22 protein-coding genes are annotated in these 24,689 nt (G+C 59.0%); 14 read left to right on the top strand and 8 right to left on the bottom strand.

Annotation, left to right across the window (positions count from 1 at the left end; genetic code table 11):
• The first annotated feature begins 166 nt into the window (after window positions 1-166).
• The 8 genes from HMPREF2708_RS06475 to HMPREF2708_RS06440 all read left to right on the top strand — a co-directional run bounded on the left by HMPREF2708_RS06475 (window position 167) and on the right by HMPREF2708_RS06440 (window position 10,258).
• The gene (locus HMPREF2708_RS06475; RefSeq protein ID WP_070833551.1) at window positions 167-2,227 is read left to right on the top strand and encodes a glycosyltransferase; all 2,061 of its coding nucleotides are present in this window, start codon (window positions 167-169) and stop codon (window positions 2,225-2,227) included.
• Window positions 2,211-2,801 carry a phosphatase PAP2 family protein gene (locus HMPREF2708_RS06470; RefSeq protein ID WP_070833550.1) on the top strand — a complete coding sequence of 197 codons (591 nt, stop codon included), beginning with the start codon at window positions 2,211-2,213 and terminating at the stop codon, window positions 2,799-2,801. The genes HMPREF2708_RS06475 and HMPREF2708_RS06470 overlap by 17 nt, the downstream gene beginning before the upstream one ends.
• Before the next feature lie 29 nt (window positions 2,802-2,830).
• Window positions 2,831-3,850, top strand: a complete 1,020-nt coding sequence (locus HMPREF2708_RS06465; RefSeq protein ID WP_070595709.1) for a decaprenyl-phosphate phosphoribosyltransferase — start codon at window positions 2,831-2,833, stop codon at window positions 3,848-3,850.
• Between the two features lie 460 nt (window positions 3,851-4,310).
• Window positions 4,311-5,354: an alpha/beta hydrolase gene (locus HMPREF2708_RS06460; protein ID WP_070833549.1), complete on the top strand. Its 1,044-nt coding sequence runs from the start codon at window positions 4,311-4,313 to the stop codon at window positions 5,352-5,354.
• 557 nt (window positions 5,355-5,911) lie between these two features.
• Complete coding sequence (locus HMPREF2708_RS06455; RefSeq protein WP_070833548.1) at window positions 5,912-8,023, top strand: alpha/beta hydrolase-fold protein; 2,112 nt, start codon at window positions 5,912-5,914, stop codon at window positions 8,021-8,023.
• Between the two features lie 43 nt (window positions 8,024-8,066).
• Window positions 8,067-8,549, top strand: coding sequence for a DUF732 domain-containing protein (locus tag HMPREF2708_RS06450; protein WP_246840355.1), 483 nt, complete (start codon window positions 8,067-8,069; stop codon window positions 8,547-8,549).
• 5 nt (window positions 8,550-8,554) lie between these two features.
• Complete coding sequence (locus tag HMPREF2708_RS06445; protein WP_070833546.1) at window positions 8,555-9,481, top strand: cutinase family protein; 927 nt, start codon at window positions 8,555-8,557, stop codon at window positions 9,479-9,481.
• Window positions 9,482-9,700: 219 nt separating this feature from the next.
• Window positions 9,701-10,258 (top strand): TM2 domain-containing protein, encoded by a 558-nt coding sequence (locus HMPREF2708_RS06440; RefSeq protein WP_070833545.1) that lies wholly within the window; start codon window positions 9,701-9,703, stop codon window positions 10,256-10,258.
• A gap of 18 nt (window positions 10,259-10,276) precedes the next feature.
• On the opposite strand, the gene HMPREF2708_RS06435 is transcribed toward HMPREF2708_RS06440, so the two are convergent.
• The 7 genes from HMPREF2708_RS06435 to trmB form a co-directional block, all read right to left on the bottom strand.
• Entirely contained in the window at window positions 10,277-11,641 is a 1,365-nt protein-coding gene (locus HMPREF2708_RS06435) for a PFL family protein (RefSeq protein WP_069359737.1), read from the bottom strand.
• Between the two features lie 14 nt (window positions 11,642-11,655).
• Entirely contained in the window at window positions 11,656-11,925 is a 270-nt protein-coding gene (locus tag HMPREF2708_RS06430; protein ID WP_016421638.1) for an ACT domain-containing protein, read from the bottom strand.
• Between the two features lie 310 nt (window positions 11,926-12,235).
• Window positions 12,236-13,762 (bottom strand): peptide MFS transporter, encoded by a 1,527-nt coding sequence (locus HMPREF2708_RS06425; RefSeq protein WP_070833544.1) that lies wholly within the window; start codon window positions 13,760-13,762, stop codon window positions 12,236-12,238.
• A gap of 87 nt (window positions 13,763-13,849) precedes the next feature.
• Window positions 13,850-14,221: a DUF3054 domain-containing protein gene (locus HMPREF2708_RS06420; protein WP_016421636.1), complete on the bottom strand. Its 372-nt coding sequence runs from the start codon at window positions 14,219-14,221 to the stop codon at window positions 13,850-13,852.
• A 62-nt stretch (window positions 14,222-14,283) separates the two neighbouring features.
• Window positions 14,284-15,327, bottom strand: coding sequence for a lysylphosphatidylglycerol synthase transmembrane domain-containing protein (locus HMPREF2708_RS06415; RefSeq protein WP_246840354.1), 1,044 nt, complete (start codon window positions 15,325-15,327; stop codon window positions 14,284-14,286).
• A 47-nt stretch (window positions 15,328-15,374) separates the two neighbouring features.
• Window positions 15,375-16,058, bottom strand: coding sequence for an NYN domain-containing protein (locus HMPREF2708_RS06410; RefSeq protein ID WP_070833542.1), 684 nt, complete (start codon window positions 16,056-16,058; stop codon window positions 15,375-15,377).
• Between the two features lie 4 nt (window positions 16,059-16,062).
• Window positions 16,063-16,848, bottom strand: coding sequence for a tRNA (guanosine(46)-N7)-methyltransferase TrmB (trmB, locus tag HMPREF2708_RS06405; protein ID WP_070833605.1), 786 nt, complete (start codon window positions 16,846-16,848; stop codon window positions 16,063-16,065).
• A 388-nt stretch (window positions 16,849-17,236) separates the two neighbouring features.
• On the opposite strand from trmB, the gene HMPREF2708_RS06400 reads away from it, so the two are divergent.
• The 6 genes from HMPREF2708_RS06400 to HMPREF2708_RS06375 all read left to right on the top strand — a co-directional run bounded on the left by HMPREF2708_RS06400 (window position 17,237) and on the right by HMPREF2708_RS06375 (window position 23,438).
• Complete coding sequence (locus HMPREF2708_RS06400; protein WP_070833541.1) at window positions 17,237-17,779, top strand: hypothetical protein; 543 nt, start codon at window positions 17,237-17,239, stop codon at window positions 17,777-17,779.
• A complete protein-coding gene (locus tag HMPREF2708_RS06395) occupies window positions 17,761-18,870 on the top strand; it encodes a hypothetical protein (protein WP_070833540.1) in 1,110 nt (369 codons plus the stop codon). The genes HMPREF2708_RS06400 and HMPREF2708_RS06395 overlap by 19 nt, the downstream gene beginning before the upstream one ends.
• A 34-nt stretch (window positions 18,871-18,904) precedes the next feature.
• Window positions 18,905-19,330 carry a DUF6802 family protein gene (locus HMPREF2708_RS06390; RefSeq protein ID WP_070833539.1) on the top strand — a complete coding sequence of 142 codons (426 nt, stop codon included), beginning with the start codon at window positions 18,905-18,907 and terminating at the stop codon, window positions 19,328-19,330.
• Window positions 19,331-19,628: 298 nt separating this feature from the next.
• Window positions 19,629-21,464 (top strand): phosphoenolpyruvate carboxykinase (GTP), encoded by a 1,836-nt coding sequence (locus HMPREF2708_RS06385; RefSeq protein ID WP_070833538.1) that lies wholly within the window; start codon window positions 19,629-19,631, stop codon window positions 21,462-21,464.
• A 112-nt stretch (window positions 21,465-21,576) separates the two neighbouring features.
• A complete protein-coding gene (locus tag HMPREF2708_RS06380; protein WP_070833537.1) occupies window positions 21,577-22,050 on the top strand; it encodes an RrF2 family transcriptional regulator in 474 nt (157 codons plus the stop codon).
• A 191-nt stretch (window positions 22,051-22,241) separates the two neighbouring features.
• Window positions 22,242-23,438, top strand: a complete 1,197-nt coding sequence (locus HMPREF2708_RS06375) for a globin domain-containing protein (RefSeq protein ID WP_070833536.1) — start codon at window positions 22,242-22,244, stop codon at window positions 23,436-23,438.
• Window positions 23,439-23,553: 115 nt separating this feature from the next.
• Here HMPREF2708_RS06375 and HMPREF2708_RS06370 read toward each other — a convergent pair whose 3' ends face one another.
• Complete coding sequence (locus HMPREF2708_RS06370) at window positions 23,554-24,660, bottom strand: NAD(P)H-dependent flavin oxidoreductase (protein WP_070833535.1); 1,107 nt, start codon at window positions 24,658-24,660, stop codon at window positions 23,554-23,556.
• Between the last annotated feature and the right edge of the window lie 29 nt (window positions 24,661-24,689).

Raw genomic sequence — 24,689 nt, 5'->3', positions numbered from 1 at the left:
GCAGATAGTCCGCCGCGCTTAGGGGCTTTCACATTCTGGGCTGTCGCTAGCGTGGCAACAAGAGGCAATCCGCCACGGGCACTAGGATGCTATGAGATAGAAACGTCGGTAACTTATCGGCGGCAACATCCCCGGTAGACCTTTCGGAAAGTGGTTGATACGTCTCATGGCATCACAGCCTGAACAAAAGCGGACACATACCCCGACAACGTCGTCAAGCCTTGCCGTTGAACGCCTGCAGCGGATTCTGCTGCCAAAGTTGGGTGAGCCACGTGATGTCCGCTCGCTCTACTTGGTTGAGCCGGGAACTAATGCCGGTCGTGTGCAAGCGCATTCGCGCACGTCAGCCACCATTCCGGCGGGTGATGAAGTTAGTTTTGAAACCTACTTCAATGCGTTTCCGGCCAGCTACTGGCGCCGGTGGACGAATCTGGACAATGTTGTCCTGCGCCTGGAGCTGTCCGGTACCGCGCGCGTGGACATCTACCGTTCGAAGATTGACGGTGCGCGTATCGCCGTGACCGGCGAAGTTGTCGGTGACCTGGGTGCAGCGGCTGAAGGCGCAGAAGCCAAGGTGGACGGCAAGGATGTGCATGTTTGCGAAATCCCAGTACCGCTGACGCAATTTGAAGACGGCGGCTGGATTTGGTTCGACCTCACCTGTGAGACGGACGTGGTAATCCACTCCGCAGGTTGGTACTCCGATATCGAGGCGCCGAGCCAGACGTACCCGGACGGCACGGAGCATCCGGCGCCGGAGGGGCGCGTCACTATCGGTATCCCGACGTTCAATCGCCCGACCGATGCAGTTGCTGCTCTTGAGGCGCTGTCCTCGGATCCGGAAGTCGATGCCATTATCGACGCTGTTTTGATGCCTGACCAGGGCACCAAGCATCCGGCAGACGAGCCGGGCTTCGATACTGTCGCCGAGCACTTCGGTGACCGCCTGCGTATCTTCCCGCAGGGAAATCTCGGTGGCTCTGGCGGGTACTCCCGCATTATGTACGAGGCCCTGGGGGGTCCGGATTCGGATTCGAAGCGTGCGACCGATAGCCCGTTCATCCTCTACATGGATGACGACATCGCCATCGAACCGGATTCCATTCTGCGCGCGGTCGCTGTTGGCCGGTTCGCGAAGTCCCCGATGCTGGTCGGCGGTCAGATGCTGAACCTGCAGGAGCGCAGCCACTTGCACTCGATGGGTGAAGTCATCGGCCGTCATGACTTCATGTGGACTTCCGCTCCGCACGTCCACTATGACCACGACTTTTATGCGCATCCGCTGCGCGATCGCGGGGAGCACGGCACTAACGCAACCGGTGAGGTTGTTGATTCGAAGGACCTTCACCGTCGCATCGATGTGGAGTTCAACGGCTGGTGGATGTGCCTGATTCCGCGCGTCGCTGCTGAGACAATCGGTCAGCCACTGCCACTGTTTATTAAGTGGGACGATGCCGAATACGGTTTGCGCGCAGGCAAGGCAGGCTTTCCGACGGCCACGTGGCCGGGCGTCGCAATTTGGCATATGGCCTGGTCGGATAAGGACGATGCGATTGATTGGCAGGCGTACTTCCACCTGCGCAACCGCTTGATCGTCGCGGCTCTTCAGCACGAGGGCAATGCTGCCGGTATCGTGCGTTCCATGCGCAAGGCGACGTTCAAGCACCTCCTGTGCCTGGAGTACTCCACTGTCGCCATTCAGAATGAAGCTATGAAGGACTTCCTGGCAGGTCCGGAGCATCTGTTCGACATTCTCGAATCTTCGCTGCCGCGCATCAATGCGCTGCGCAAGAACTTCCCCGACGCGGTTGTGTTGCCGAGTGCAGGCGATCTGCCAAAGCCCTCCGGTATCCCGGGGGTTCCGACAAAGGACGTCGGTGGTCGTCTGGGCAAGCTGAAGAAGGTCGGTTGGCTGGCCAAGGGGCTGCTGCACAGCGTGCGCCCGGAAAACTCCGAGCACCACGATGTGCCGCAGGCAAACCTGGCGCCGCTGGAGGCTCGTTGGTTCTCCCTGTCGCGGCTGGATGGCGCAACGGTCACCACCGCTGATGGCCGTGGCGTGGTGTATCGCCAGCGTGACCGCGACAAGGCCAAGGCTCTGCTGGAAGAATCCTGGGAGCTGCAAAAGCAGGTTGAGGAGCGGTTTGAGCAAATGCAGGCACGCTACCGCGCAGCCTATGACCATCTGACCAGTAGGAAGGCCTGGGCGAATGTCTTCGAAAATTAAAGGCGATCCGTTCGGCGAGTCCGACGTTCTCGTTAATATTCAGCACACGCTTAACGACGTCCCGGGTGTGCTGCCCACCGCACGTGCCATGAGCTATTTCGGTGAGCACGCCCTTGGATGGATGGGGCTCGCTGCCCTCGGGGCGGCGGTGGATAAGGAGCGACGCATTGGCTGGGCAAAGGTCGGTGTGGCCGCCTTTACCTCGCATGCGGCATCGGTGGTGCTTAAGCGCATTGTCCGTCGCCCGCGTCCCCATGACCGTCGTATAGCAATCGGCGTTGGTACACCGAGCAAGCTGAGTTTCCCGTCCTCGCACGCGACGTCGACGACAGCGGCGCTGGTGGGGATTGCCAAGTTGGGTCACCCGGCAGCACCGGCCGTGGGGGTGCCGGCGATTATGCTCTCCCGCTTAGTGCTGGGAGTGCATTACCCAACCGATGTCGCTCTCGGAGCAGCGCTGGGTACAGCCACCGCTCTTGCGGTGGACAAGATAGGTGATAAGGTCATCGAGCCGAAAAAGGCGCAGCACAACCAGGGCGGACAGCCCTCCATTGCGGAAAGGAATGCACAGTGACACAGGCGGAGAACGACAACTTGGCCAATGTGTCGGCCAACCAGCGGCAAGCTTCGCAATCAAGGATTGGGTCTGAGCCGCACACTTCCGGTATCGATGAGCCTGCGCACCCGCAGGGGCATCCGCCGAAGAATCTGCTGGACGGCATGATCAAGGCGCTTCGCCCGAAGCAGTGGGTGAAGAACGTCCTGGTCATTGCGGCTCCACTGGCAGCCGGTAACGAGATCATGGACTCGGGACGTTCGATCGGTACGCTGACCGTCGACATCCTGGTGGCGTTTGTGGCCTTCTGTATGGCAGCATCGTCGATTTACCTGATTAATGATGCCCGCGATGTCGAGGCCGACCGTGCGCACCCGACCAAGCGCTTCCGCCCAATTGCCGCTGGCGTACTGCCGGTGAGCATGGCGTACATTATGGCGGTCGCGCTGATTATTGGTTCGATTGCGGTGTCCTGGTTCGCCTCTGAGGGGCCGGGACTGGCAATTGTTGTGGCTGTATACATTGCGCTGCAGCTCGGCTACTGCTTTGGCTTGAAGCATCAGCCGGTGATTGATATTGCGCTTGTGTCCTCGGGTTTCATGCTGCGTGCAATGGCCGGCGGTGTTGCTGCCAACATCAACCTGTCCCAGTGGTTCTTGCTGGTTGCCGCCTTTGGTTCGCTGTTCATGGCAGCCGGTAAGCGTTACGCTGAGCTGCTGTTGGCGGAGCGCACGGGTAAGAAGATTCGTAAGTCGTTGCAGGGTTACACCGCGACTTATCTGCGCTTTGTGTGGACCCTCGCTGCGACCGCCGTGGTACTGAGCTACGCGCTGTGGGGCTTCGAGATGGGTCGCGCGCCGGGCACCTCGTCGACTTCGGCTATTTGGTACGAGATCTCAATGGTTCCATTCACTGTGGCCATCCTGCGCTTCGCGGCCGACGTTGACCGTGGTGATGCGGGAAGCCCGGATGAGATTGCGCTCAAGGACCGTCCGCTGCAGGCACTGGCCGTCCTGTGGCTGCTGTCCATTGCCATCGCTGTCTACGCTGTTCCAACTCTGGGGTAGTTCCTTGTTCTTTTCCCATTAAGAGAACTGCGGTTTCTCGTCGGTTTCTCGTCGCGCTCGGTTGGTAGCTGAAAGCCCATGCATCGAGGGGTGCATGGGCTTTTCTGTACCTCGTTAGTACTTAGGATGTGTTTAGGGTTCTTGTAGGCGTGTTTTAGGTTCTCAGTCAGTCCTACGGATCAGTCGGTGGCAGAATTACAATTTTGTAATTCCTCGCTGGTAAACAGTGTTTCTCCTTGTGGTAGATAGTTTTGCCGAGAAATGTGAGAAATATTACGGAATGGTTACGATTTTAACTTGGCTGTAGGGAAACGATTGAGTATCGTTACATACTCGAGATTCTTTTGTGGAGTCTCCAGTTGTCGCGTCACAACTGGAAGCAGAAAAGCGAAAGCTCGCGTAAGCGACTGCCTCCGAGAAGTCTGACGCGGAGGTAAGTCCGAAAGTAAAGAGGAGAACGATGAGCTTTACTGCAGTGAGTCGTAACTTCACGGTGAAGGTCGTAGCTGCCCTCGTAGCGGTTGCAATGGTCTTTGGTGGCATCATGCTCGCATCCGCGAAGGATGCGAGTGCTGATCCAAACCGTGATCGACTGCGCCCAGGCTGTGAGTGGGATCCATACAACTGGTGGGTTCAGTACTGCCAGGTTTTCTCGCCGGCTATGAACCGCAATATTCCGGTTCAGATTAAGGCGGCTACTGGTGGCGGCGATGCCTCCCTGTACATGCTCGACGGTCTGTGGGGCTTTAATAAGGGTGCGTCCGGTTGGATTTGGTCGGGCCATATTGCTCAGACTTTTGCCAATGACAACATCACTCTGGTTGCGCCGGCTGCTGGCGATGGCTCCTTCTATGCCGACTGGAACGCTCCGGCAGTGACCGCTGAAGGGGTCAAGACCCAGAAGTGGGAAACCTTCTTGACCCAGGAGCTCCCGGTCTATTTGCAGCGTGAGTTTGGCGTCAATCCGAACCGCAACGCGATTGCTGGGTTGTCCATGGGCGCAGCCGCGGCAGTGGCACTGGCGGCCCGTCACCGTGATCAGTTCAAGCAGGTCACTTCGCTGTCCGGTTACTACCAGATGTCCAACCCGGTAGTTGCTACGGGTACCACTGCAATGGTGGCCGGCACTGGTGTTGTGAATCCGACTGGCATGTGGGGTCTTCCGGTTCCGGCGTCGGCGGAACGACAGGCCCATGACCCTTCGATGCTGCTCGATCAGCTCCAGGGGCTGCCGATGTATGTTTCCTCCGCCCAGGGTGTTCAGAGCCTGTGGAGTGACCCGGAGGTTTTGAACCGTCCGGTGCCGCAGCTCCCTGACACTGTCTGGCGTGCCGTAATGGAGTCCGTCTCCCGTGCTTCGACGCAGCGCTTTGAGCAGGACGCTCGCGCTGCCGGCCTCAATGCGCAGTTTGTCTACAGCCCGAACGGTATCCACTCGTGGGAGCTGTGGAGCCGTGATGCCGCGCTTGCTCGCCCGCACATTCTTGGGGCGCTGGGGCTTTAAGTCGGTAATTGTTTCAGAGCGCGCTGGCGCTCTGGTGTGCTGACCTAGCTCTGGTGCTGGATAACTGCTTAAAGGGGCTAGCTTCTTAAGAAGTCTCAATTTTGAAAAAAAGACCAATCCTTTTGTTGGGATTGGTCTTTTTTCTGTGTCGAGTCCGGGTTTGGATGCTGAGCGGAAGGTGTGGGTAACGGCTTAGAGGGGGCGCAAAGAGTTGCGCTGTCAAAGCTTGAATTCAGTTCCTTTTGCGTGTGTCTCCACGGTTTTTACCCGTAAGAGGGTAAACATGAGAGTCGAACCTTAAAGTAAAGGGTGAAGCTATTCAGGTAGCTATACCGTTTGTTTCGCAGAACGTGTGTGAGATTCTTCTTGCAGCGGCACGCCGGAGGAGGGGAACCTTCGGATACGTTGCTGGGCACTACGTAATTCTGCGAAGCCGAACGGTAAACGCATAGCTCTAGCACCGCGTGATGCTATCTGCAGGTGCCTAATCGGCGCCGGTGCAACACTCAACGTCTCAAATAATTTCAACCAGCGACTTTGTAAAGGGAAGCCCTCTTATGCGCGTAACCGCTAGATTCCTCCGTGGTGGCCTCGGCAACAGCCGGAAGTCATCGCGGGCGTTGACCGCACTTTTGGCACTACCGTTGACTCTCGCTCTCGGTGCCCCTGCTGCAGTGGCGGCTCCCGAGCCAGCTCAGCCAGGTCTGCCTAGCTACGAGGAACTTCAGGCCGTGCAGGGGCAGTTGGCTCAATCTGGAGACCTGGGAGACCTTGCTAAGGCCGCTGAAGCAGCGCAAGCTGCTGGTGCGCAGCTACCTGGCCTGGGTATGCCGAAGCCGATGCCAGGGCCGGAGCGTACGCCATTTAAAGTCGATACTCCCGCAGTGGCGAACCTGCCCAGCGGAGTCAGCGTAGACAAAGTCGAGTGGTACACAGATCACCACGTCATTGCGCACATTCGCTCGGCTGCCATGCCGGAGAAGCCAATTCAGGTTGAGATTTTGCTGCCGCGCGATTGGTACCGCGACAAGGAGCGCACATTCCCGAGCGTCTACCACCTTGACGGTATGGCATCGTTTGATGACTACTCCGGTTGGATTCGCGCTACCAATATCGAACGCTTCTACGAGGACAAGAATGTCCTGGTGGTTATGCCCGCCGGCGGTACATCGTCCTTCTACTCTGACTGGGATCAGCCGGATAACGGTCAGAACTACAAGTGGGAGAGCTTCATTACTAAGGAGCTCGTGCCGGTTATCACCAACGGCTTCCGCGGCAACAATGAACGCGGCATCATCGGTATCTCCATGGGAGCTACCGGTGCTTACAACGTCGCAGCACACTCGCCGGAGCTGTGGAAGTTTGCCGGTAGCCTCTCAGGTTACCTGGACATGACTTCGCCAGGCATGCCGCAGGCAATCGCTCTGGCGATGAAGAACACCGGTGGCTATGACGCGACGAAGATGTGGGGCCCGCTCGGTTCGCAGCGTTGGAAGGACAATGATCCGAAGCTGAACATCGACAAGCTCAAGGGCATGTCACTGTACATCTCGGCGGGTAACGGCAACACCGGTGAGTGGGACGTGCCGTCGCAGATCGATCCGACGAAGCCGGACAACCCGACCGGTTACGCATTGGAAGTGCTTTCCCGCATGACCAGTGAGACCTTCATTCGGAATGCTCGTGAAAAGGGCGTCGAGCCGGTTGTGAACTTCCGGAGCTCGGGTACTCACACCTGGCCGTACTGGCAATTCGAGGTCAGTCAGGCCTGGCCAACGCTGGCCGATGCACTCCAGTTGCCGGAGTCCGATCGTGGCGCGGTCTGCCGTGTAGGCGGCGAGATTGAAAAGGCCGTCGCATCGCTGCCGGGAATCGGCACCTGCCTGTCGGATGAGTATGGTGTCGCCAAGAATGGCGTGGCTCAGGACTTCACCGGCGGTACCGCCTACTGGCACCCGGATTCCGGGGCACATGTGGTCTGGGGGCGCATCGGTTCGCGTTACAACGAGCTCGGCGGTCCGTCCTCGCCGCTCGGCTACCCAGTGACCAACGAATTAGCTACGCCGGATGGCTCGGGACGATTCGTCCACTTCGAAAAGGGCTCGATTTACTGGACTCCGGAAGGCGGAGCCCACGAAGTCACCGGTGACATTATGAACGCCTGGGGCAAGGCCGGCTTCGAGACCGGTCCGCTGGGCTACCCAGTCGCCAACCACCGCGATATTCCGGGCGGTGTCGCCCAGGACTTCCAGGGTGGCACCATCGTCAAGATTGGCGGCGAAGAACCTCGCATCGTGCGTGGTGAAATCGGCCGTGTTTACAAGGAGCTCGGTGGCGCTGAGTCTGACTTGGGTCTGCCTGTCGACGGCGACGAGGTCAAGCTCGCCCGCGGCGCTTTCCAGCGCTTTGAACACGGTGCCATTTACTGGACTCCGGAAACTGGTGCGCAGCCGGTGCGCTCCAACGACATCACTGACCACTGGGGCAGCACTGGCTACGAAAATGGCCCGTTCGGTTACCCGGTCGGCCCACTGCAGCCAGTCAAGGCCGGCGGTCTGGAGCAGCAGTTCGAAGGTGGCTGGATTCGTCAGCTCAACGGCAAGATTGTCGAAGAGCGCAATAAGCCAGAAGCGCCAGCCCCAGCCGCCGACAACAGTGATGACAAGTAAGCCAACCAAAGCAGGGCACTGAATAAGGGATAGACAAATGTCCATGAACAAGTCCTTCCGAACACTGGCTACGACCACAGCTGTTGCGCTGCTGACTTTCGGAGTGGCCGCCTGTGGCAGTTCCACAGTGGAGTCTTCGGAGGTCACCTCGTCGACGACTACGAAGACGTCTACGACGTCGTCAAGCACGAAGACTTCTGCGCCGAAGTCGAGCGAAAAGTCTGCGCCGGAGATCACAGATCCCCAAGCTAAGCGCGTGGACGAAGCGCCCGATGGGCAGATGAAGCTCAGTGAGGCGGACGATTCATACCTCGAAGCGCTGGAAAAAGCGGGAATCGATGTCGGTGGGGTGGAAGATCAGCTCATCGGCACAGGTCGCGCGGCATGCGCAGACGCACCGGAAGAGGAGCGTCAGGTCATCGCGCTGGCGATTGCCGGACAGCTGGTCGCACAGGGGCGCTCACAGGAAAGCGCCGAAGAAGTGGCGAAGACTATTGCAAGCTCCGCTAAAAAGGCGTATTGCTAGCACTCATGCGTAAAGTGCTGACAATTCTGGCGGTCATTGTGCTGGTGGCCGCTATTGGCTTCGGCGTAGTGCAATGGCTTAACGACGACCAAGGCGGTCAAACCCCACCGACCCCCGGTGACGATGGCGGGGTTCTGGCCGAACAACCCGAGTGGTGCCCGGCGGTAGAAGTTATCGCGGTGCCCGGAACTGCGGAATCGCGTGCTGACGATGACCCAATGGCCCCGACCGCGAACCCACATTCGCTGCTGCTTGGCCTGACGAACTCGATTTCGCAGTCCTACTCGGAGGGTGATGTCAAGGTCTGGACTACGCCGTACCCGGCACAGATTAAGACGCATCAGCTGCCCGACCAACTCACCTACGATGATTCGCAGGCAGTCGGGCGCGATGTCACCGCTAAGGAAATGGCTGACTTACACGGGCAGTGCCCGCTGACGGACTTCGTCCTGATGGGCTTCTCCCAGGGTGCGGCTATTGCAGGTGATTTGGCCTCTGACATCGGCAACGGCCGCGGTGTGGTTCCGGCCGAGCGCATCGCGGGCGTGGCTCTGTTGGGCGACCCGCGGCGCGACCCCAATCAGGGCGTGAACCAGGGCGTTCCGCTGGCTGGTGTGGGTGTCGAGCTGTCATTGCAGCCCCTCGGCGGCATTGTGCAGGCTGTGGTTCCGGGCGCAACGATGCGCGGTCCGCGAGACGGCTTTGGTTCCCTCAATGACAAGGTCCAGAATGTCTGCGTGCCATCGGATTCCTTCTGTGATGTTCCTCCGGCAGTGGCTGATGCGATTGCGCGAGCGCAGGAGATGATTGCCGGCGCGGGTGCGCACGCAACCTACGCCACCAATGATGTGGCAATTCCGGGGACGACTCCGCTGGCGTGGACTGAGGGCTGGACTCGCGAACTGATTGAACAATCGCTGGCGCGGCGGTAGAGGCAGCTCAAAAATGTGTGAGACGCGCCCGACCCCGACGGGTACTTACTGTTAGAATCTTGCTCAAGAACTGGTGTTTAACGTTTCAAAACAACAGGTTCGCTAAAGTTTCGAAAGAAATTGACAAAAATCGCAGGAAGCAGTCTGACAGAACCGGTTATTATCGCCCAAGGAACTGCTGTTCATGACCGGATAATCTAGTCGAAAAGGTAGGGTGCAATGACGAATCCGATAAACCCATATGGAGATTTCGACGAAGACGGTATGCCGAGGTCCCGGGGAAAGTTCGCTGACAGCTCGGGTGCTTACAGCTCCGGTATGCCGTACTCGGATCCGTACCCACAGCAGCAGCCGAACATGGGGCAGGGCTATCAGGACCCGAGCCAGCACAATTTCCACAACGGGTACTCGAACCCGTATCAGAGTGGTTACCCAAACCAGCAGGCGCCCGCGTATTCCACTGGCTTCGGTGGCCCGAACCCGCACCAGGGCTACGGGGGCGCAGGTTCCCCTGTCTCGGATAAGTCCAAGATTGCAGCGGCTCTGCTTGCCTTCTTCCTGGGGACCCTCGGTGTTCACAACTTCTACCTGGGGCACAACTCGCGTGGTGCTATTCAGCTAGCACTGACGGTATTCGGCTGGATTACGGCTATCCTTCTGGTCGGATTCTTCCTAATCATCGGCGTCAGCATTTGGGCATTTATCGAGTTCATTTTGATTCTCGTCGGTAGCGGCTCCTACGCCTATGACGCTAATGGGCGCCGCCTGCAATCGTAGGAGCCTCGTCCGAAGCCGCTAGTTCCTGAACCCGTGCACCGGGGCGGGGATGTAGCCGCCGCGGGCAATGAACTCGGCATTGCCCTTGGCATTGACATCAATGACCGGCGCATATCCGAGCAGACCACCGAAGTTCACCTCATCGCCCGGCTTGGTACCCGGCACCGGAATGAGGCGGGCGGCGGTGGTTTTGTGGTTCATCACACCGATGGCGGCCTCGTCGGCAATCATGCCGGAAATCGTGGTCGCAGGCGTGTCACCAGGAATTGCAATCATGTCGAAGCCCACCGAACAAATAGAGGTCATCGCCTCCAGCTTGTCCATGCTGATCGACCCCGCGCGAACAGCATCAATCATGCCCTTGTCCTCAGAGACCGGAATGAACGACCCGGACAGTCCACCGACGCGTGAACAAGCCATGAGGCCGCCTTTCTTCACGGCGTCGTTAAGCAACGCGAGCGCGGCAGTGGTGCCGTGCGTGCCGACCTGCTCCAACCCCATGTGTTCGAGGATGTGAGCGACGGAGTCACCCATCTCAGCGGTCGGCGCGAGCGAGAGATCCACGATGCCAAAAGGCACGCCCAGGCGCTCCGACGCCATCGTGCCGACCAGCTGACCCGTACGTGTGATCTTGAACGCCGCCTTCTTGATCTCCTCGGCGACTTCGTTGAAGCTGGCGCCCTGCAGATCGCCGAGCGCGCGATCGACCACACCCGGACCCGAAACGCCGACGGACACGACACAATCGGGCTCCCCGACGCCGTGGAACGCGCCGGCCATGAACGGATTGTCGCCCACCGCATTGGCGAAAACCACCAGCTTGGCGCAGGCAATCGAGCTGCGGTCAGCGGTTTGCGCCGCGGCTTCCTTCACCACCTCGCCCATGCGACGCACTGCATCCATGTTGATGCCCGCGCGTGACGACGCTACGTTGACCGAGCTGCACACCAATTCGGTCTCGCTCAGAGCGTGGGGGATGGAGTCGATGAGCCGCTTCTCGCTGGTCGTCGCACCCTTTTCGACGAGCGCCGAGTAGCCGCCGAGGAAGTTCACGCCAGAATCGCGGGCGGCGCGGTCGAGCGCCTTGGCAACCACCGTGGGATCGCCTTCGCAACCGGCCGTGATGAGGGAAACCGGTGTGACGGAGATGCGCTTATTGACAATCGGAATGCCCAGCTCCGCCTCGATACCCTCGCAGACCTCCACGAGGCGAGCGGCCTGCCTGGTTACGCGGTCATACACCGCCTGTGCGGTGGCTTCCATTTCAGAGCGAGAGCACTCGAGCAGGGAAATTCCCATAGTGACCGTCCGGATATCCAGACGGTACTTCTCAATCATGTCAATGGTGTCGAGGAACTTAGATTGCGCGAAGTTGAAATCCATCCTGGTCGCGCCCTTTAAATCTCGTTGACGGCGTTGAACAGCGCCTCAGACTGGATTCGAATGACAAGCCCCTCCCGCTTGCCGACGGAATCCATGTAACCCTGCAGCGTGCTAATGGGGGTGGCCTTCTCGTTGAACTCCACCCGCAGGATCATGGTGAACCATTTATCCATGAGTGTCTGGGAAACATCGACAATGTTGACGTCCTGCTCCGCCAGAGCAGTGGTGACGGCGGCGATGATGCCGGTGTGATCCTCGCCGGTGACGGTAATGATGGCAAACATGGCCTCAATTTTAGCCGGTGGGGAGGTGGGGAAAATCTGTGGATGGCGGTTGTGCTGGTGGCAAGTTTGCGGCGAAGCATGTTCAGGGACCGCTTAAGACACTTCACGACACCCGTGGCACCTTGTGCCAGCTGTGGAGGTGGCATGAGGTGACATAGGTGTCGTGAAGTGGGGAGGAGGGGGGGGAGGGCGTGCGCGTGGGCGTGGGCTGTGCCAGAGCGAGGGCCAGCCCTACAGACTCCTACAGCACCAGCCCTACAGACTTATGGTCCACTGGCTCACTGGCTCACGGCCCCACTGGACCACAGCCCTATCGGACGTCGACGAACTCCTTGACAATCCACTTGCGCAGTGCGAGCAGAATCAGGCCCAGGACAACAGAGGCGATGCCCAGGGTGATGAAGAAGGTGTTCTCAGCAGCGGCATCTTCGTAGTTGTAGAAGCCGGCCAGGGTGCCTGCCAGCGAAGTACCCATAGCGATTGCCATCAGCCAGACGGCCATCATGCGCGACGGGAATGCTGCCGGAGCGACCTTGGTAGCAAGGGCGTTGCCGACCGGGCTCAGCATGAGCTCACCCATGGTGAACAGGAAGAGAATCCAGATAATCGCATATAGCGGAGTGGAGTTCTCACCGCCACCGGAGAACGGAATAAAGAAGAACAGCGAGATACCGATGATGATGTTGGCGACGCCGAACTTGACTGGGGTGGACCACTGACGGTCACCAAGCTTGGACCAGGCGGCTGCAAAGACCATCGAGAAGGCGATGATGAAGATTGGGTTGATCGAGTTAACCCAGGCCGGAGACATTTCCCAACCAAAGATTTCACGGTCGAGACGGATATCCGAGTAGATGGCCAGCACCGTGAACTGCTGCTGGAAGATACCGAAGAACAGCACGCCTGAGATGAACATCGGAATAAAGCCAATCAGGCGAGTCTTCTCCGGAGCCGTCGTAAGTGGCGAGGAGTACATCTGCCACCACAGCACCACAGCGGCAATCAGTGCAATCACTGTGACCACAGTGGAAAGAGTAGTGACCGGAACAATTCCGGTGGAAACCAGCGTAACCGAGACAACAGTGATGACCACTGCGATACCAATCCATACCGGGTACTGTTTCTTCGGCAGCGGGTTCGGAATCTCATGGCCAGCCTCGGCGATGGTGGACTTGCGCATCAGGATGTACTGAATCAGGCCGGCAGCCATACCGATAGCGGCAAGGCCGAAGCCCCAGTGGAAGCCCTTCATGCCCCAAATCCAGCCGGTGAGCAGTGGGCCGAACAGGGCGCCGATATTGACGCCCATGTAGAAGATGGAGAAGCCGGCATCACGACGCGGGTCGTCCTTGGCGTAGAGCTGACCCAGCACGACCTGTGCGTTGGTTTTCACACCGCCGGAGCCGATTGCGATGGAGACAAGGCCAATAGCCAGGCCAGTCACGCCGGGGATGAATGCCAAGGAGATGTGGCCAATCATGACCAGGACGGCGGAGTAGAACAGTGTCCGCTCCGAGCCAAGGATACGGTCGGCAACCAGAGAAGCAACGAGTGCGGCCATGTAGACAAGACCGCCGTAAGCACCGACGATGGAGGTAGCAGCACCCTTGTCCAGGCCGAGACCGCCCTGAGTGGTCTCGTAGTACATGTAGAAAGCCAGGATGGCCTGCATGCCGTAGAAGCTGAAGCGCTCCCACATTTCGATGCCGAAGAGGTTGGCGAGACCCCACGGTTGGCCCATGAACGTGCGTTCTTCGCTGGACCCTGCGGGGTTATGATTTCGTTGGGTCTCAGCAGTTGGTTGATTGCCGAGAGCCTCGTCAGAAGATTTGTCCATTCTTCAATTATCGAGGCGTAGCGCAAAAATTAAAAACCAGATTTAGTCAGTGAACTAAACCGAAGGGTTAGGAACGGGTCCGAAGGCTTAGTCCAGAGACTTACGAGCAACCGCATTCGACGCTGCTCGCCAACCCAACAGCAGCAAGGCGCTCATGACTGAGGCGACCAGAATGAAGGACCAGTGCGGGACTGCCGAATTGCGGGTGGCCCACACAGCTAGGCCGACGACGACAGTACCGAGCCACACAATTGCGCCTGAACTCACTGCACGCGGGTTCGGCTCATTTTTAATCAGCGCGGTGCCCAGGAGGACACCGAATGCGAACGGCCACCAGGTATCGAGGATATTGATGAAGGTAAAAGGATCCTCGGGAGTGTTGTGAGCCAGGCGCGCTAACACGGCGAAAATAAAGATGGCGAGGATGTCAATCAAGAACGTCGATACGCGTGTGTTCATGCTTCTTAGTCTAGCGACCCCTCAGATCGGTGGGTGACCAGCGACCAGCGGCGAGGAAGCCATTAGCGGTCAGCGACTGGCTGATGCTCGGGCTGATCCTTGTGGTCGAAGCCGAGGGCGTAGATAATCCAGCCCACAATTGCCACCAGGACGAAGGAAACGATGCGGTAGACCAGCACCGCTGCAAAAGCCTCGGCGCCGGTGGTGCCGCCTGCGATGAGAGCCGCAGTCAAAGCGGCCTCGACAGTGCCGATGCCGCCCGGTGTGGCCTGGATGAAACCCGCGAGCTTGCCGGTTACGAAGGCCAGCAGCACCTTCGTAGCGGAGATGTCATCGACACCAACGGCCCGAATGGCAGCGTAGAGACAGACAATTTCCGCGACCCAGTTGGTAAAGGACCAGGTGAAGGAAAGAGCTAAAGTTTGCACGGGCAACTTCACGCTGGTCAGCTGTTTGATGGACTCTTCAAGTCGGTCGACATCGGTGTCCGCGGGCTTCTTTCGAATTTTGTTAAAGACACGTAGACACCATGCACCCGCCTTGTTGAGGAAAGCTGGGTTCTGCGAAATCCGCCACAGCAAAATGGTGGCTAGTAACACCACAATTGCCATAGCGATGAGCACTGCGGTCGTGCCGCCCTGTCCTACGAAGAAGAGGCTGCCAAGCCCCAGAAATGCCAGACCTAAAAACGACAACGCACCCGAAAAAAGCACGAACCAGCTGACAAGGACCGCGGATGCGCCCCACTGCATCATGCGCTTAATCTGCAGCGCCGTGGAAAATGCAGCACCACCGGGAACGGTGACCGCCCACGCGTTGGATGCGAGGGTTAACGCATTGGTGCTACGGCGAGTGGCTGCTTTTACGCCTCCAGCTCGCAACAGCAGACGCATCACTTCCGCCATCGCGTAGAGCGAAAAAGCCACGGAAAAAATGGAGATGAGCAGCCATTTAGCGTCAACATCCGCAAGGATTTGCAGCCCTTGGACGACACTGTCCCAGTTTCTTACCGTCAGGACGATACCGGCAATCACGAGGGCTACGAGGATTATCGATCGTAGCCAGCTCGAATTGTCGGTTTTGAGGACATTTTTAAGTCGTGACATAAATAAGAAGCCTGTTCGTCTTCCTGTTCGTCGCCGCGGTGGTCTCCCTAGTTGTCGTTCTTGCCGTCGCGCTCCTTGAGCAACGACGTGAGCGGACGGAACGGCTGCAGCCACGCACCGCCATCTGGCAAGCGGTCGAGGTCGATACGCGGTAGCGGTTCGCGGAAGACGCCCTTGATTTCCTCCAGGTCAACGAAACGAATCGCATCGGAGGCCAGCGCCCAGGAAGCGTGCTCGTGAAAACCGATGACGGTTACCCGAATCCCCTCGGATGCGAGCTTTTCCAGCAGTTCCTGGAAATTCTGGCCATCGGCGGACGCAACGACGACACTGCGCAACACGCCCTCGTCGTAACGCCGTTGGATGTGCGCAATCATGTCGGGGTCAACGTCGGTGTCCTCTTCGATCTTCGGCTTTGCGAAGACCGCGAAACCGACATTGCGCAGCGCCTCGACCCAGGGGCGGACAATTTCCGCAGAGCCCGGGTTGACGTTGGTGAACACCGTGGCCTCGGGGAGGACATCGGAACCGATTTTGTTGGATACGCGCTCGGCTTCGTCGATAAGCCATTTGCCCACGGCGTCGAAGCGCGGGCGGTGTGCGGCGGTCGGGCGGGATCCAAGGATAGCGCCGAGCCCCATGTCCAAGTTCGGGGCGTCCCACACGAGCAGTGCGGTGGGGTGCGTCTCGGTGGTGTTGTAGCTGGCAGAGGTGTTCTGGGTAGTGCTCATGTTCTTATGCCTCTTTCTTGCGCCAGATGAACTCGTGGATGTCGTGGTCGAGGTTCAGGCCGCGGGCTTCGAACTTGGTCGTCGGTCGGTCGAGAAGCATGGGGGATTCCGGCCACGGCCAGGCGATGGGCTCGAGCGTCGGCTCGACCTCGCGGAGTTCCTCAATCCATTCCGCGTAGTCCGCGTGGTCGGTGGCGGCGTGGAAAATGCCGCCGGGTTTCAGACGCGAAGAGATCAGGCGCAACGTGCCGGACTGCACAATGCGGCGCTTGTGGTGGCGTGCCTTCGGCCACGGGTCCGGGAAGAACAGGCGCACGCCGGCCAGCGACTCCGGCTCGATCATGCGCTGCAAAACCTCGACGCCGTCGCCGCGGACCATGCGGATGTTCGACACCTCATTGCGCACGGTGGCAGAGAGTAGTTTCGCCAGGCCAGGGCGGTAAAGCTCAACTGCGATGATGTTGTGGTCCGGTTCTTGCGGAGCCATAGCCACGGTGGATGTGCCGGTGCCGCAGCCAATCTCGACGATGGTCGGGCCCTTGCGGCCGAACCATTCCTCCACGTCAATGACTTCGTCGGAGAGGACCTTGCCGTAAGTGTCCCAGTTGTCTTCCCAGATTTTTTCCTGGTTGGGGGTCAAAGTGCCGCGGCGGAAGGACAGATTGCCGATGCGCGGGTAGTCAAGACCGTCGTCGAATTGGGTCTTTTCCGGACGACCTGCAGGCAATTCGCCCTTCTTCGGCTGGCGCTCATGCGATTGTTCCGTCTGCTTGTCGCCCTGTGTTGGCAATGGTTCAGATTCCCGCGAAACCGCAGGCTGTTCGATATTTTCAGAAAAATCAGAAGTAGTCACGCTCCCTATTGTCCACGACAACGGTCAACTATCCAATCATTGCCCCTAGGATTTTTGTTGTTGTCCTGGCGGTTTCTCGGCAGTGGGTGATGCAGCGTCGTCCCGAACTGGCGGCACGGCGGGGCAAGTTGTTTTGTCGACTTGCCGAATCCGCGGTCCGCTGTAGGCTGAACGCGAAGCCGCGCTTATTCGTTGGTTGAAGCGGTGCTTGGGGTCTGCCTAGCGCAGTGTTTCAGGGCGCGGATTCTGGCCCACGGGCCGTATGGGGGTTACGCAGGTTTTTAACTAAACCACGCAGGGGATTTATGGGAGGGGACTAGGCCGAATGGACCTTATTTCCGCAACTGACGTCACGGAAACAACACAGCCGTCAACAGGATCTACATCGTCGTCGTTGCGCGCCGCTGTGGTGGACTGGCTGTCAGCACGGCAGGCAGCGCACTCGGACACCGCACACACGAGCGGTGCGGAGGTGTGCGTCGCCAAGGCGCTTGAGCGTGAGAAACGGCCACCGATAATCTGCGCGCGATTGCGCAGGGGCGTGCGCGAAACCGCTGTGCGCGAGGCGTTTTCGCAATGTCACGCGGAGCTGGCCGACAAGCTGTCCGTCCCTGTCGCGCTGGTCATTGAGCAACAACCGATTCGCCATTCGCTTGCCGACGAGTATTGCGACATCGCCACAAACGAGACAGCTGAACACACCTTTTTGTTCAGCTCCGCGTTGCGGAAGATTGCTGAACGCCGCGGTGCGAAAGGCGGATCACGCAATGATGACGGGCTACTCGCAGTGCAGTTGACTGAGATCGCGGCAGCCTTTCCCGCGGCTAGAGACAGCCTGGAGGAGCTGTTATGGCAGCACCGGACGTAGTTGAGCCACGCCCGGTCTCGGCCGAGGGGCCGGAGCAGGTGAGCTTGCCTGCGCCTGCTTCCGAAGCCGCACCTGGGCCTGTGCTTGGGGTGCAACCAGAACCACAGGTCTCGGAGCAGCCACCGCTACTGGTCACCAAAGCTGGGGCCGCAGCGGACCGCGCGGAATTCTCGCAGATTGTTGATACTGCGACGCCGCCACGTCGCCTGGAGTTTGTGGATAAACGCAGCGCCGTCGTGCTCTATGTTGCAGACAGCGAGGTGCAGCCCACGCGGGAGTGCGTCAGCACGGTTGCAGCAATTAGCCAAGCCACCGGTCGCGTTGCAGTTGGCCTGATTGGCAATGGTGAGTATGCCGAGGCCTGGCGTCAGGAAATCGACAGCACAATCCCGATGGGAGCGCTGGACGAGAGGATGGCCAGAACCCTGGTTCTGCTGGCAGAAGGCCCGCCCAGAAACTCGGGGGAAACACTGAGTGCGCGCAGGGCTCGAAATGTGCGAGCTCAGCTGGCACAGGAGCGATCGCGCGGAGCCGGGGCGGCGGCGCGATTGCAGCGGAAGATGCAGTTGGCAGCTGAGAGTGCAGTGCGGGATGCACTCCAGGAAGTGGCTGACGGCCCCGCAGGTGATCAGGCGGAACTTCAGGGTCGCGCCGAGGTTGCAGCGACGCGGCTGCAACAGCGGTGTGGCGACGAATTGGGCCTTCGTGTGGAAATCTCAGTGCCCGCTCCAGCAAGCCCGGCTCGCCCCAGTTATGCCATGGACGCTCTGGTGGCGGTGGCATCGCTTGGCGTGGCGGTCGGCGCAGTGCGGCTTGTCCACGGATTGCTGATGTGGATTGGGGTGCCGACGCTTGCCGCGCAGCTGGTCGCACTTGCAATAGGCCTCGGTGTTGCGGTGGTGGCGGTGGGCGCAACGATTCGTCGTAACGCACGCCAACGCACCGCGCAGTGGCAGGCAAATTACCTTGCCCACCTGCGGCGAAGATGGACACAGTCCATGGAGATGACGGTGCGCGAGGCCCTTGGTGCGCGGGGTCCGGGATGGCGAATAGAGCAGCTGGCGGAGTACACCGGAACGCCTGCACGATAGCCGTGACAGCGAAGAGAAATAGGGGGATATCACGATGGATGAGTTTTCTTTACTGCAGTACTTTTCCGATCAACCCGTGTCCGATGGCGGGGTGGAGGCGCGTTCGCCCGCTACGCCGTGTGGTTTGGAGGCGGCGACACCGATTGATGGGCAGTCGGCGGACGTTGGTGGCGCCGGGCTGGTTGTGGAGGTCGATGGGCAGCTCTACGACCTCGGCGACGACGAGGGGTCAATTACGCTTGCCGACGATTCCGGGTTGTCAATCTATTCAGATCTGGACGGTGACGGCACGGTGGATCACGTTACGACGGTCCGTTTTGACGGCACTTGGGAGTCTTGGAGCAGTGATGATGTGAGGGCCGCTGACGCGATGGGCGGAACGGCAGCGGAAACGGCGTCAGCAGTGGGAAAGTGGGATGCGTACTCGTGGGAGCAATCCGCTCGGGGTAGCTGGGACTAATGACTTTGGAACCGCTGCGCACGGGGGTACCCGTGTCTCGGTTGCTTACAAATGGGGGTAATAGCCGTCGAGAGGTTAACGGTTGTGAATTTATGTGGTGAGGCTGGCCTTATTCACTGGTTATGGCTGTAAATTAACAGGTCGCGAGAATGGGGCGAGGAAAAATTTTTGTTGTGAAGCTGTGATGTAACGGCTCGTAAATGGGGGAACAAGTCGATTGTCGATGTGGGGCCCGGCAACTTTCGGTATCCCCCGGTAGCCTTAAATTAAGACGCGAATCAATGAGTCAGGAGAACTGATGTCCGCACCTTCTATTCCTGGTCTCGAGGGCCAGGCCCCGACCGAGAACGCCGAACTGCTGCGCTGGATTGCTGAGGTCGCAGATCTGACCCAGCCAGACAAGGTTGTCTTTGCTGATGGCTCGGAAGAAGAGTGGAACCGCCTTACCCAGGACCTGGTTGATAAGGGAACTCTTATCAAGCTGAATGAGGAAAAGCGCCCGAACTCTTTCCTTGCCCGCTCTAACCCGAAGGACGTTGCTCGTGTGGAGTCCCGCACGTTCATCGCTTCTGAAAAGGAAGAGGACGCTGGTCCGACCAACAACTGGGCGGATCCGGTCGAGCTGAAGAAGGAAATGACCGAGCACTACCGCGGTTCCATGAAGGGCCGCACCATGTTCGTCGTTCCGTTCTGCATGGGTCCGATTACTGACCCGGAGCCGAAGCTGGGTGTTCAGCTGACCGACTCGGAGTACGTGGTTCTCTCCATGCGAATCATGACCCGCATGGGTCAGGATGCCCTGGACAAGATTGGTCCGGACGGAGACTTCGTCCACGCTCTGCACTCCGTTGGTGCTCCGCTGGAGGAGGGCCAGGAGGACGTTGCGTGGCCGTGCAACGATGAGAAGTACATCACCCAGTTCCCGGAGACCAAGGAGATTTGGTCCTACGGTTCCGGCTACGGCGGAAACGCCATCCTGGCCAAGAAGTGCTACGCACTGCGTATCGCTTCGGTCATGGCCAAGGAAGAGGGCTGGATGGCTGAGCACATGCTCATCCTGAAGCTCACCAATCCAGAGGGCAAGGCCTACCACATCGCCGCTGCATTCCCGTCTGCATGTGGTAAGACCAACCTGGCTATGCTCACTCCGACCATCGAGGGCTGGAAGGCCGAGGTCGTCGGCGATGACATTGCATGGCTGAAGTTCGGTGAGGACGGCCGCCTGTACGCTGTCAACCCGGAGAACGGCTTCTTCGGTGTTGCGCCGGGCACCAACTACTCCTCCAACCCGAACGCCATGAAGACCATGGACGCCGGTAACACCCTGTTCACCAACGTCGCACTGACCGACGATGGCGACGTCTGGTGGGAAGGCATGGAGGGCAAGCCGGAGCACCTCATTGACTGGAAGGGCAATGATTGGACTCCGGATTCCGACGAGCTGTCCTCGCACCCGAACTCCCGTTACTGCACTCCGATTGCGCAGTGCCCGGTTGCTGCACCGGAGTACGACGACCCGCAGGGTGTGCCGATTGACGCCATCCTGTTCGGTGGCCGTCGCCCGGACACTGTGCCACTGGTGACCCAGGCTCTGTCCTGGAACCACGCAACCTTCATCGGTGCAACCCTGGCTTCCGGCCAGACTGCTGCTTCCGCTGAGGCTAAGGTCGGTTCCCTGCGCCATGACCCGATGGCAATGCTGCCGTTCATTGGCTACAACGTCGGTGACTACCTGCAGCACTGGATTGACATGGGTGTCAAGGGCGGCGACAAGATGCCAGAGGTCTTCCTGGTCAACTGGTTCCGCCGCGGCGAAGACGGTCGCTTCCTGTGGCCGGGCTTCGGTGACAACTCTCGCGTTCTCAAGTGGATCATCGACCGCATTGAGGGCCGTGTTGGTGCCAAGGAGACCGTTGTTGGTCACACCGCTAAGGCAGAGGATCTGGATCTGACTGGCCTTGACATCGACTTCGACGATGTCAAGGAAGCCCTGAAGGCACCGGCTGCTAAGTGGCAGGGTGACCTGCCGGACAACGAGGAGTGGCTGAAGTTCCTCGGCGACCGCGTTCCGCAGGAAGTCTGGGACGAGTTCGAGGCTCTGAAGGCTCGTATCGAGAAGAGCCTGCAGGACTAAGATCTTGCTAGCTGGCCTTGCTAAAAGCTAGAACATAGAACCACCCCCTTGTTGCCCGAAGCGGCTGGCAAGGGGGTGGTTTGTGCAGTACAACGATGAAGGGTGACACGCAATGCAATTAACGCTTTTCTCTGATTTGAGCCTGCGTGTCATCACTTTGATGGCGATGGGGGAGCCGGGGCGCAAATACACCGCTGCCGAGGTGGCGGAGTCTCTCAATGCGTCCCGCGCGCATGTTTCCAAGGTTGTCTCGCGACTTGTGGAGCTCGGCTTCTTGGAGGCGGTCAAGGGACGCAATGGTGGCATTTATCTGCGGGATTCGGCTACGGAAAAATCTGTCGGCAAGCTGCTGCGCACTCTGGAAAACAACGAGGTCGTCGATTGTGTCGGCACTGACTGCCCATTGCTGCCGACGTGTCTGTTGCGTGGCAAGTTAGCGACTGCGCAGGAGGCGTTCTTCGCCGCACTGGATTCGGTGTTGATTGCTGATCTCATTCCGCCCAAATCGGCTAATGGTGCGGCTGGTGATAGTCCTGAGGGAAGCGGCTCGCACGAGGGTTCTCGGCTCAGTATTCGTCCGGTTTAGGTGCAGAGCTGAAGGCCTAATTTCGATTCGAAAAGGCTGAGAGCGGCGCTGTCGAAGTTTTCTGGTGAAGTTTTCGACATTGCCATTTGTGCAGTTCAAGGCGGGTAAAACTCAACCGCATAGAGTAGTTGGGGACACCATTGGGCAATAATGCGCAAACGGAATGCGCAATATAATGTTATTGTGAAGTCATGCCAAACCTGAATGTCAACAAGAACGGCCTGACCCCAGAGCAGGCTGAAGTCATCACCCAAACCCTGCCCGTCGTCGGTGCCAACATCGAGAAAATCACGCCGAATTTCTATAACCGGATGTTCGCTGCTCACCCCGAGCTCATTGCCGATACCTTCAACCGCGGCAACCAGAAGCAGGGTGCTCAGCAGAAGGCGCTGGCAGCATCCGTCGCTACCTTCGCAGCTACCCTGGTCGACCCAGATGCTCCCGCCCCGGAAGAACTGCTTTCCCGCATCGGCCACAAGCACATCTCCGTTGGCATCAAGCCGGAGCAGTACCCAATCGTACACAAGCACCTCTTCGATGCCATCGAGGAAATCCTCACCCCAGAGGTCTTTCAGGGGGCTGTCCGCGACGCGTGGGATGCTGTCTACCTGGAGATGCAGCGTGTTCTCATCAACTTCGAGAAGGGGCTCTATGACGACCTCGGTGTCGAAGCAGGTGATGTCTTCCGCGCCGCTCATGTCGTCTCTCGTGAAGAGCGCGGTGATGATGTCGCAGTGTTCTCCGTCAAGCTTGACGACGAAACCCCCGTTTCCTACCTCCCGGGACAGTACATCTCTGTGCGTCAGACCATGCCGGACGGCGCCCGCCAGCTACGTCAATACTCTCTGGTCGGCGGCAAGGAAGGTGTTCTGACCTTCGCGGTTCGTCGTGTCGATGCCTCCGAGGACCTGCCGGCTGGCGAAGTTTCCACACAGCTGTGGGAAAAGGTGCAGCCGGGCGATGCCATTGAGATCTCCCTGCCTGCAGGTGACCTGGTGCTGGATACAAAGTCCGATGACCCGGTAGTCCTTATTTCTGCAGGCATTGGCGCCACGCCCATGATTGGCATGCTGGATGCCCTGGTGGCAGCCGACTCCAAGCGTGATGTCGTCGTCCTCCACGCGGACCGCGCAGAAGCCGCAGATGCCCTGCGCGCAGAGCGTGACAATGCTGTCGCCGCGCTAGCCAATGCCCGCCAGCAGGTGTGGTACGAGCCGGATTTGATGGATTTGACCGATGTTGACCTGCCGGAGGGGGCGCAATACTACCTCTGCGGAGGAAACGGCTTCCTACAGGCAGTACGCAAGCAACTTGCGGATCGCGGGGTCGATCGCAGCAACGTCCACTTCGAGCTGTTCAGCCCGAACGACTGGCTGCTAGACGCTTAACACTCCAACTGCGCCGTCGTCATAAAAGACGTCGTCACAGATAAAGCCCAATGACCAGCCACGATGTATGCCCGTGGCTGGTCATTGTGTTGTTTGTAGCTTCGGTGGCTTCGTATTACTCGGCTGAGCCGGAAAGCTCCGCAACGACATCGCCCGCATATTGATCCTCGCACTGAGAAAAAGCAATACCCGCCCATAAGTTGAGGTATTCAGGATCGCCGGTCTTATTCGCTGCGCCGCGAATCGGCGTGGTCAAGTAGTGCAGTTGTGGGTAAAGCTCCGGAGCGACCGCAGAAAGCTCCCAGGTAAACGTGTTCTCAATTGCACGCGCGGGCTTACCGGAAAAGGCGTGAGTCAAAACGGTGTCACGCTCCGTGAGCTCACGCAATGCCCGTCGGTGGGTCTCCTTCGTACCCGCCTCCGCGGTGGTGAGGAACCGCGTGCCAACTTGCACAGCCGTCGCGCCAGCTCCCACAAGCTTGACGACGTCCTCTCGGTTACCCACCCCACCAGCGGCGATGATGGGAACATCGGTAACTGCACATGCTTCGGTGACTGCTTGGGCGAGCTCTTCTACAGAGGCCCCGATGCTATCGGACGAATCCTTGCCCTTCACGAATGCGCGGTGCCCACCCGCAGCTAATCCCTGCAGAACAATGCGATCAGCGCCAGCTGCAGCCGCCGCCCGCACGCCTTCAATTGAGGTCGCATTCAAAATCACTTTGCGGCCAGATTCCTTTACCCGAGCAATAACCTCTTTATCTGGATAGCCAAAGGTGAAGGAGACGAACTCCAGCGCATCGGGGTTGGGCAGAAAATCATCAGCGAGAATTGCCTCGACTTTCGCCGAGAAGTAGTCATCTGACCAGGTCGGAGCATCGGGCAAGTCGATGTCGAAGTGGTCTGCTGCCGGCGCTAAGCGGCCGCGAAACGTGGTCCACTGCGCAAGCTCCTCCTCGGAGGTTCCGCCACCGGCGTCAGCCGTGTTGGGGCAGAAGAGGTTGATGCCGAAACCTTTGCCGTCGTCAAGCAGTGCGCACGTCTGCCGTGCCTGTTCGGTGAGCTTTTCGACAGTGAGATATCCAGCGGCAAGGGTACCAACCCCGCCAGCATTAGAAACTGCTGCGACGAGTTCTGGCGTGGATGGCCCTCCAGCCATCGGTGCCAAGATGATTGATGAGCGTTGTAGGGTTTCGGGTGATTGCGAGGTTGTGCTGCTCATAGGGCGAGAGTAACACTAAGGCCGGATTC

Origin of the sequence: Corynebacterium sp. HMSC073H12 (assembly GCF_001837775.1) — a bacterium.
GTDB lineage: Bacteria > Actinomycetota > Actinomycetes > Mycobacteriales > Mycobacteriaceae > Corynebacterium > Corynebacterium amycolatum.
Note: the sequence above shows the minus strand (reverse complement) of the source record. Positions and strands in the feature narration are given on the sequence as shown.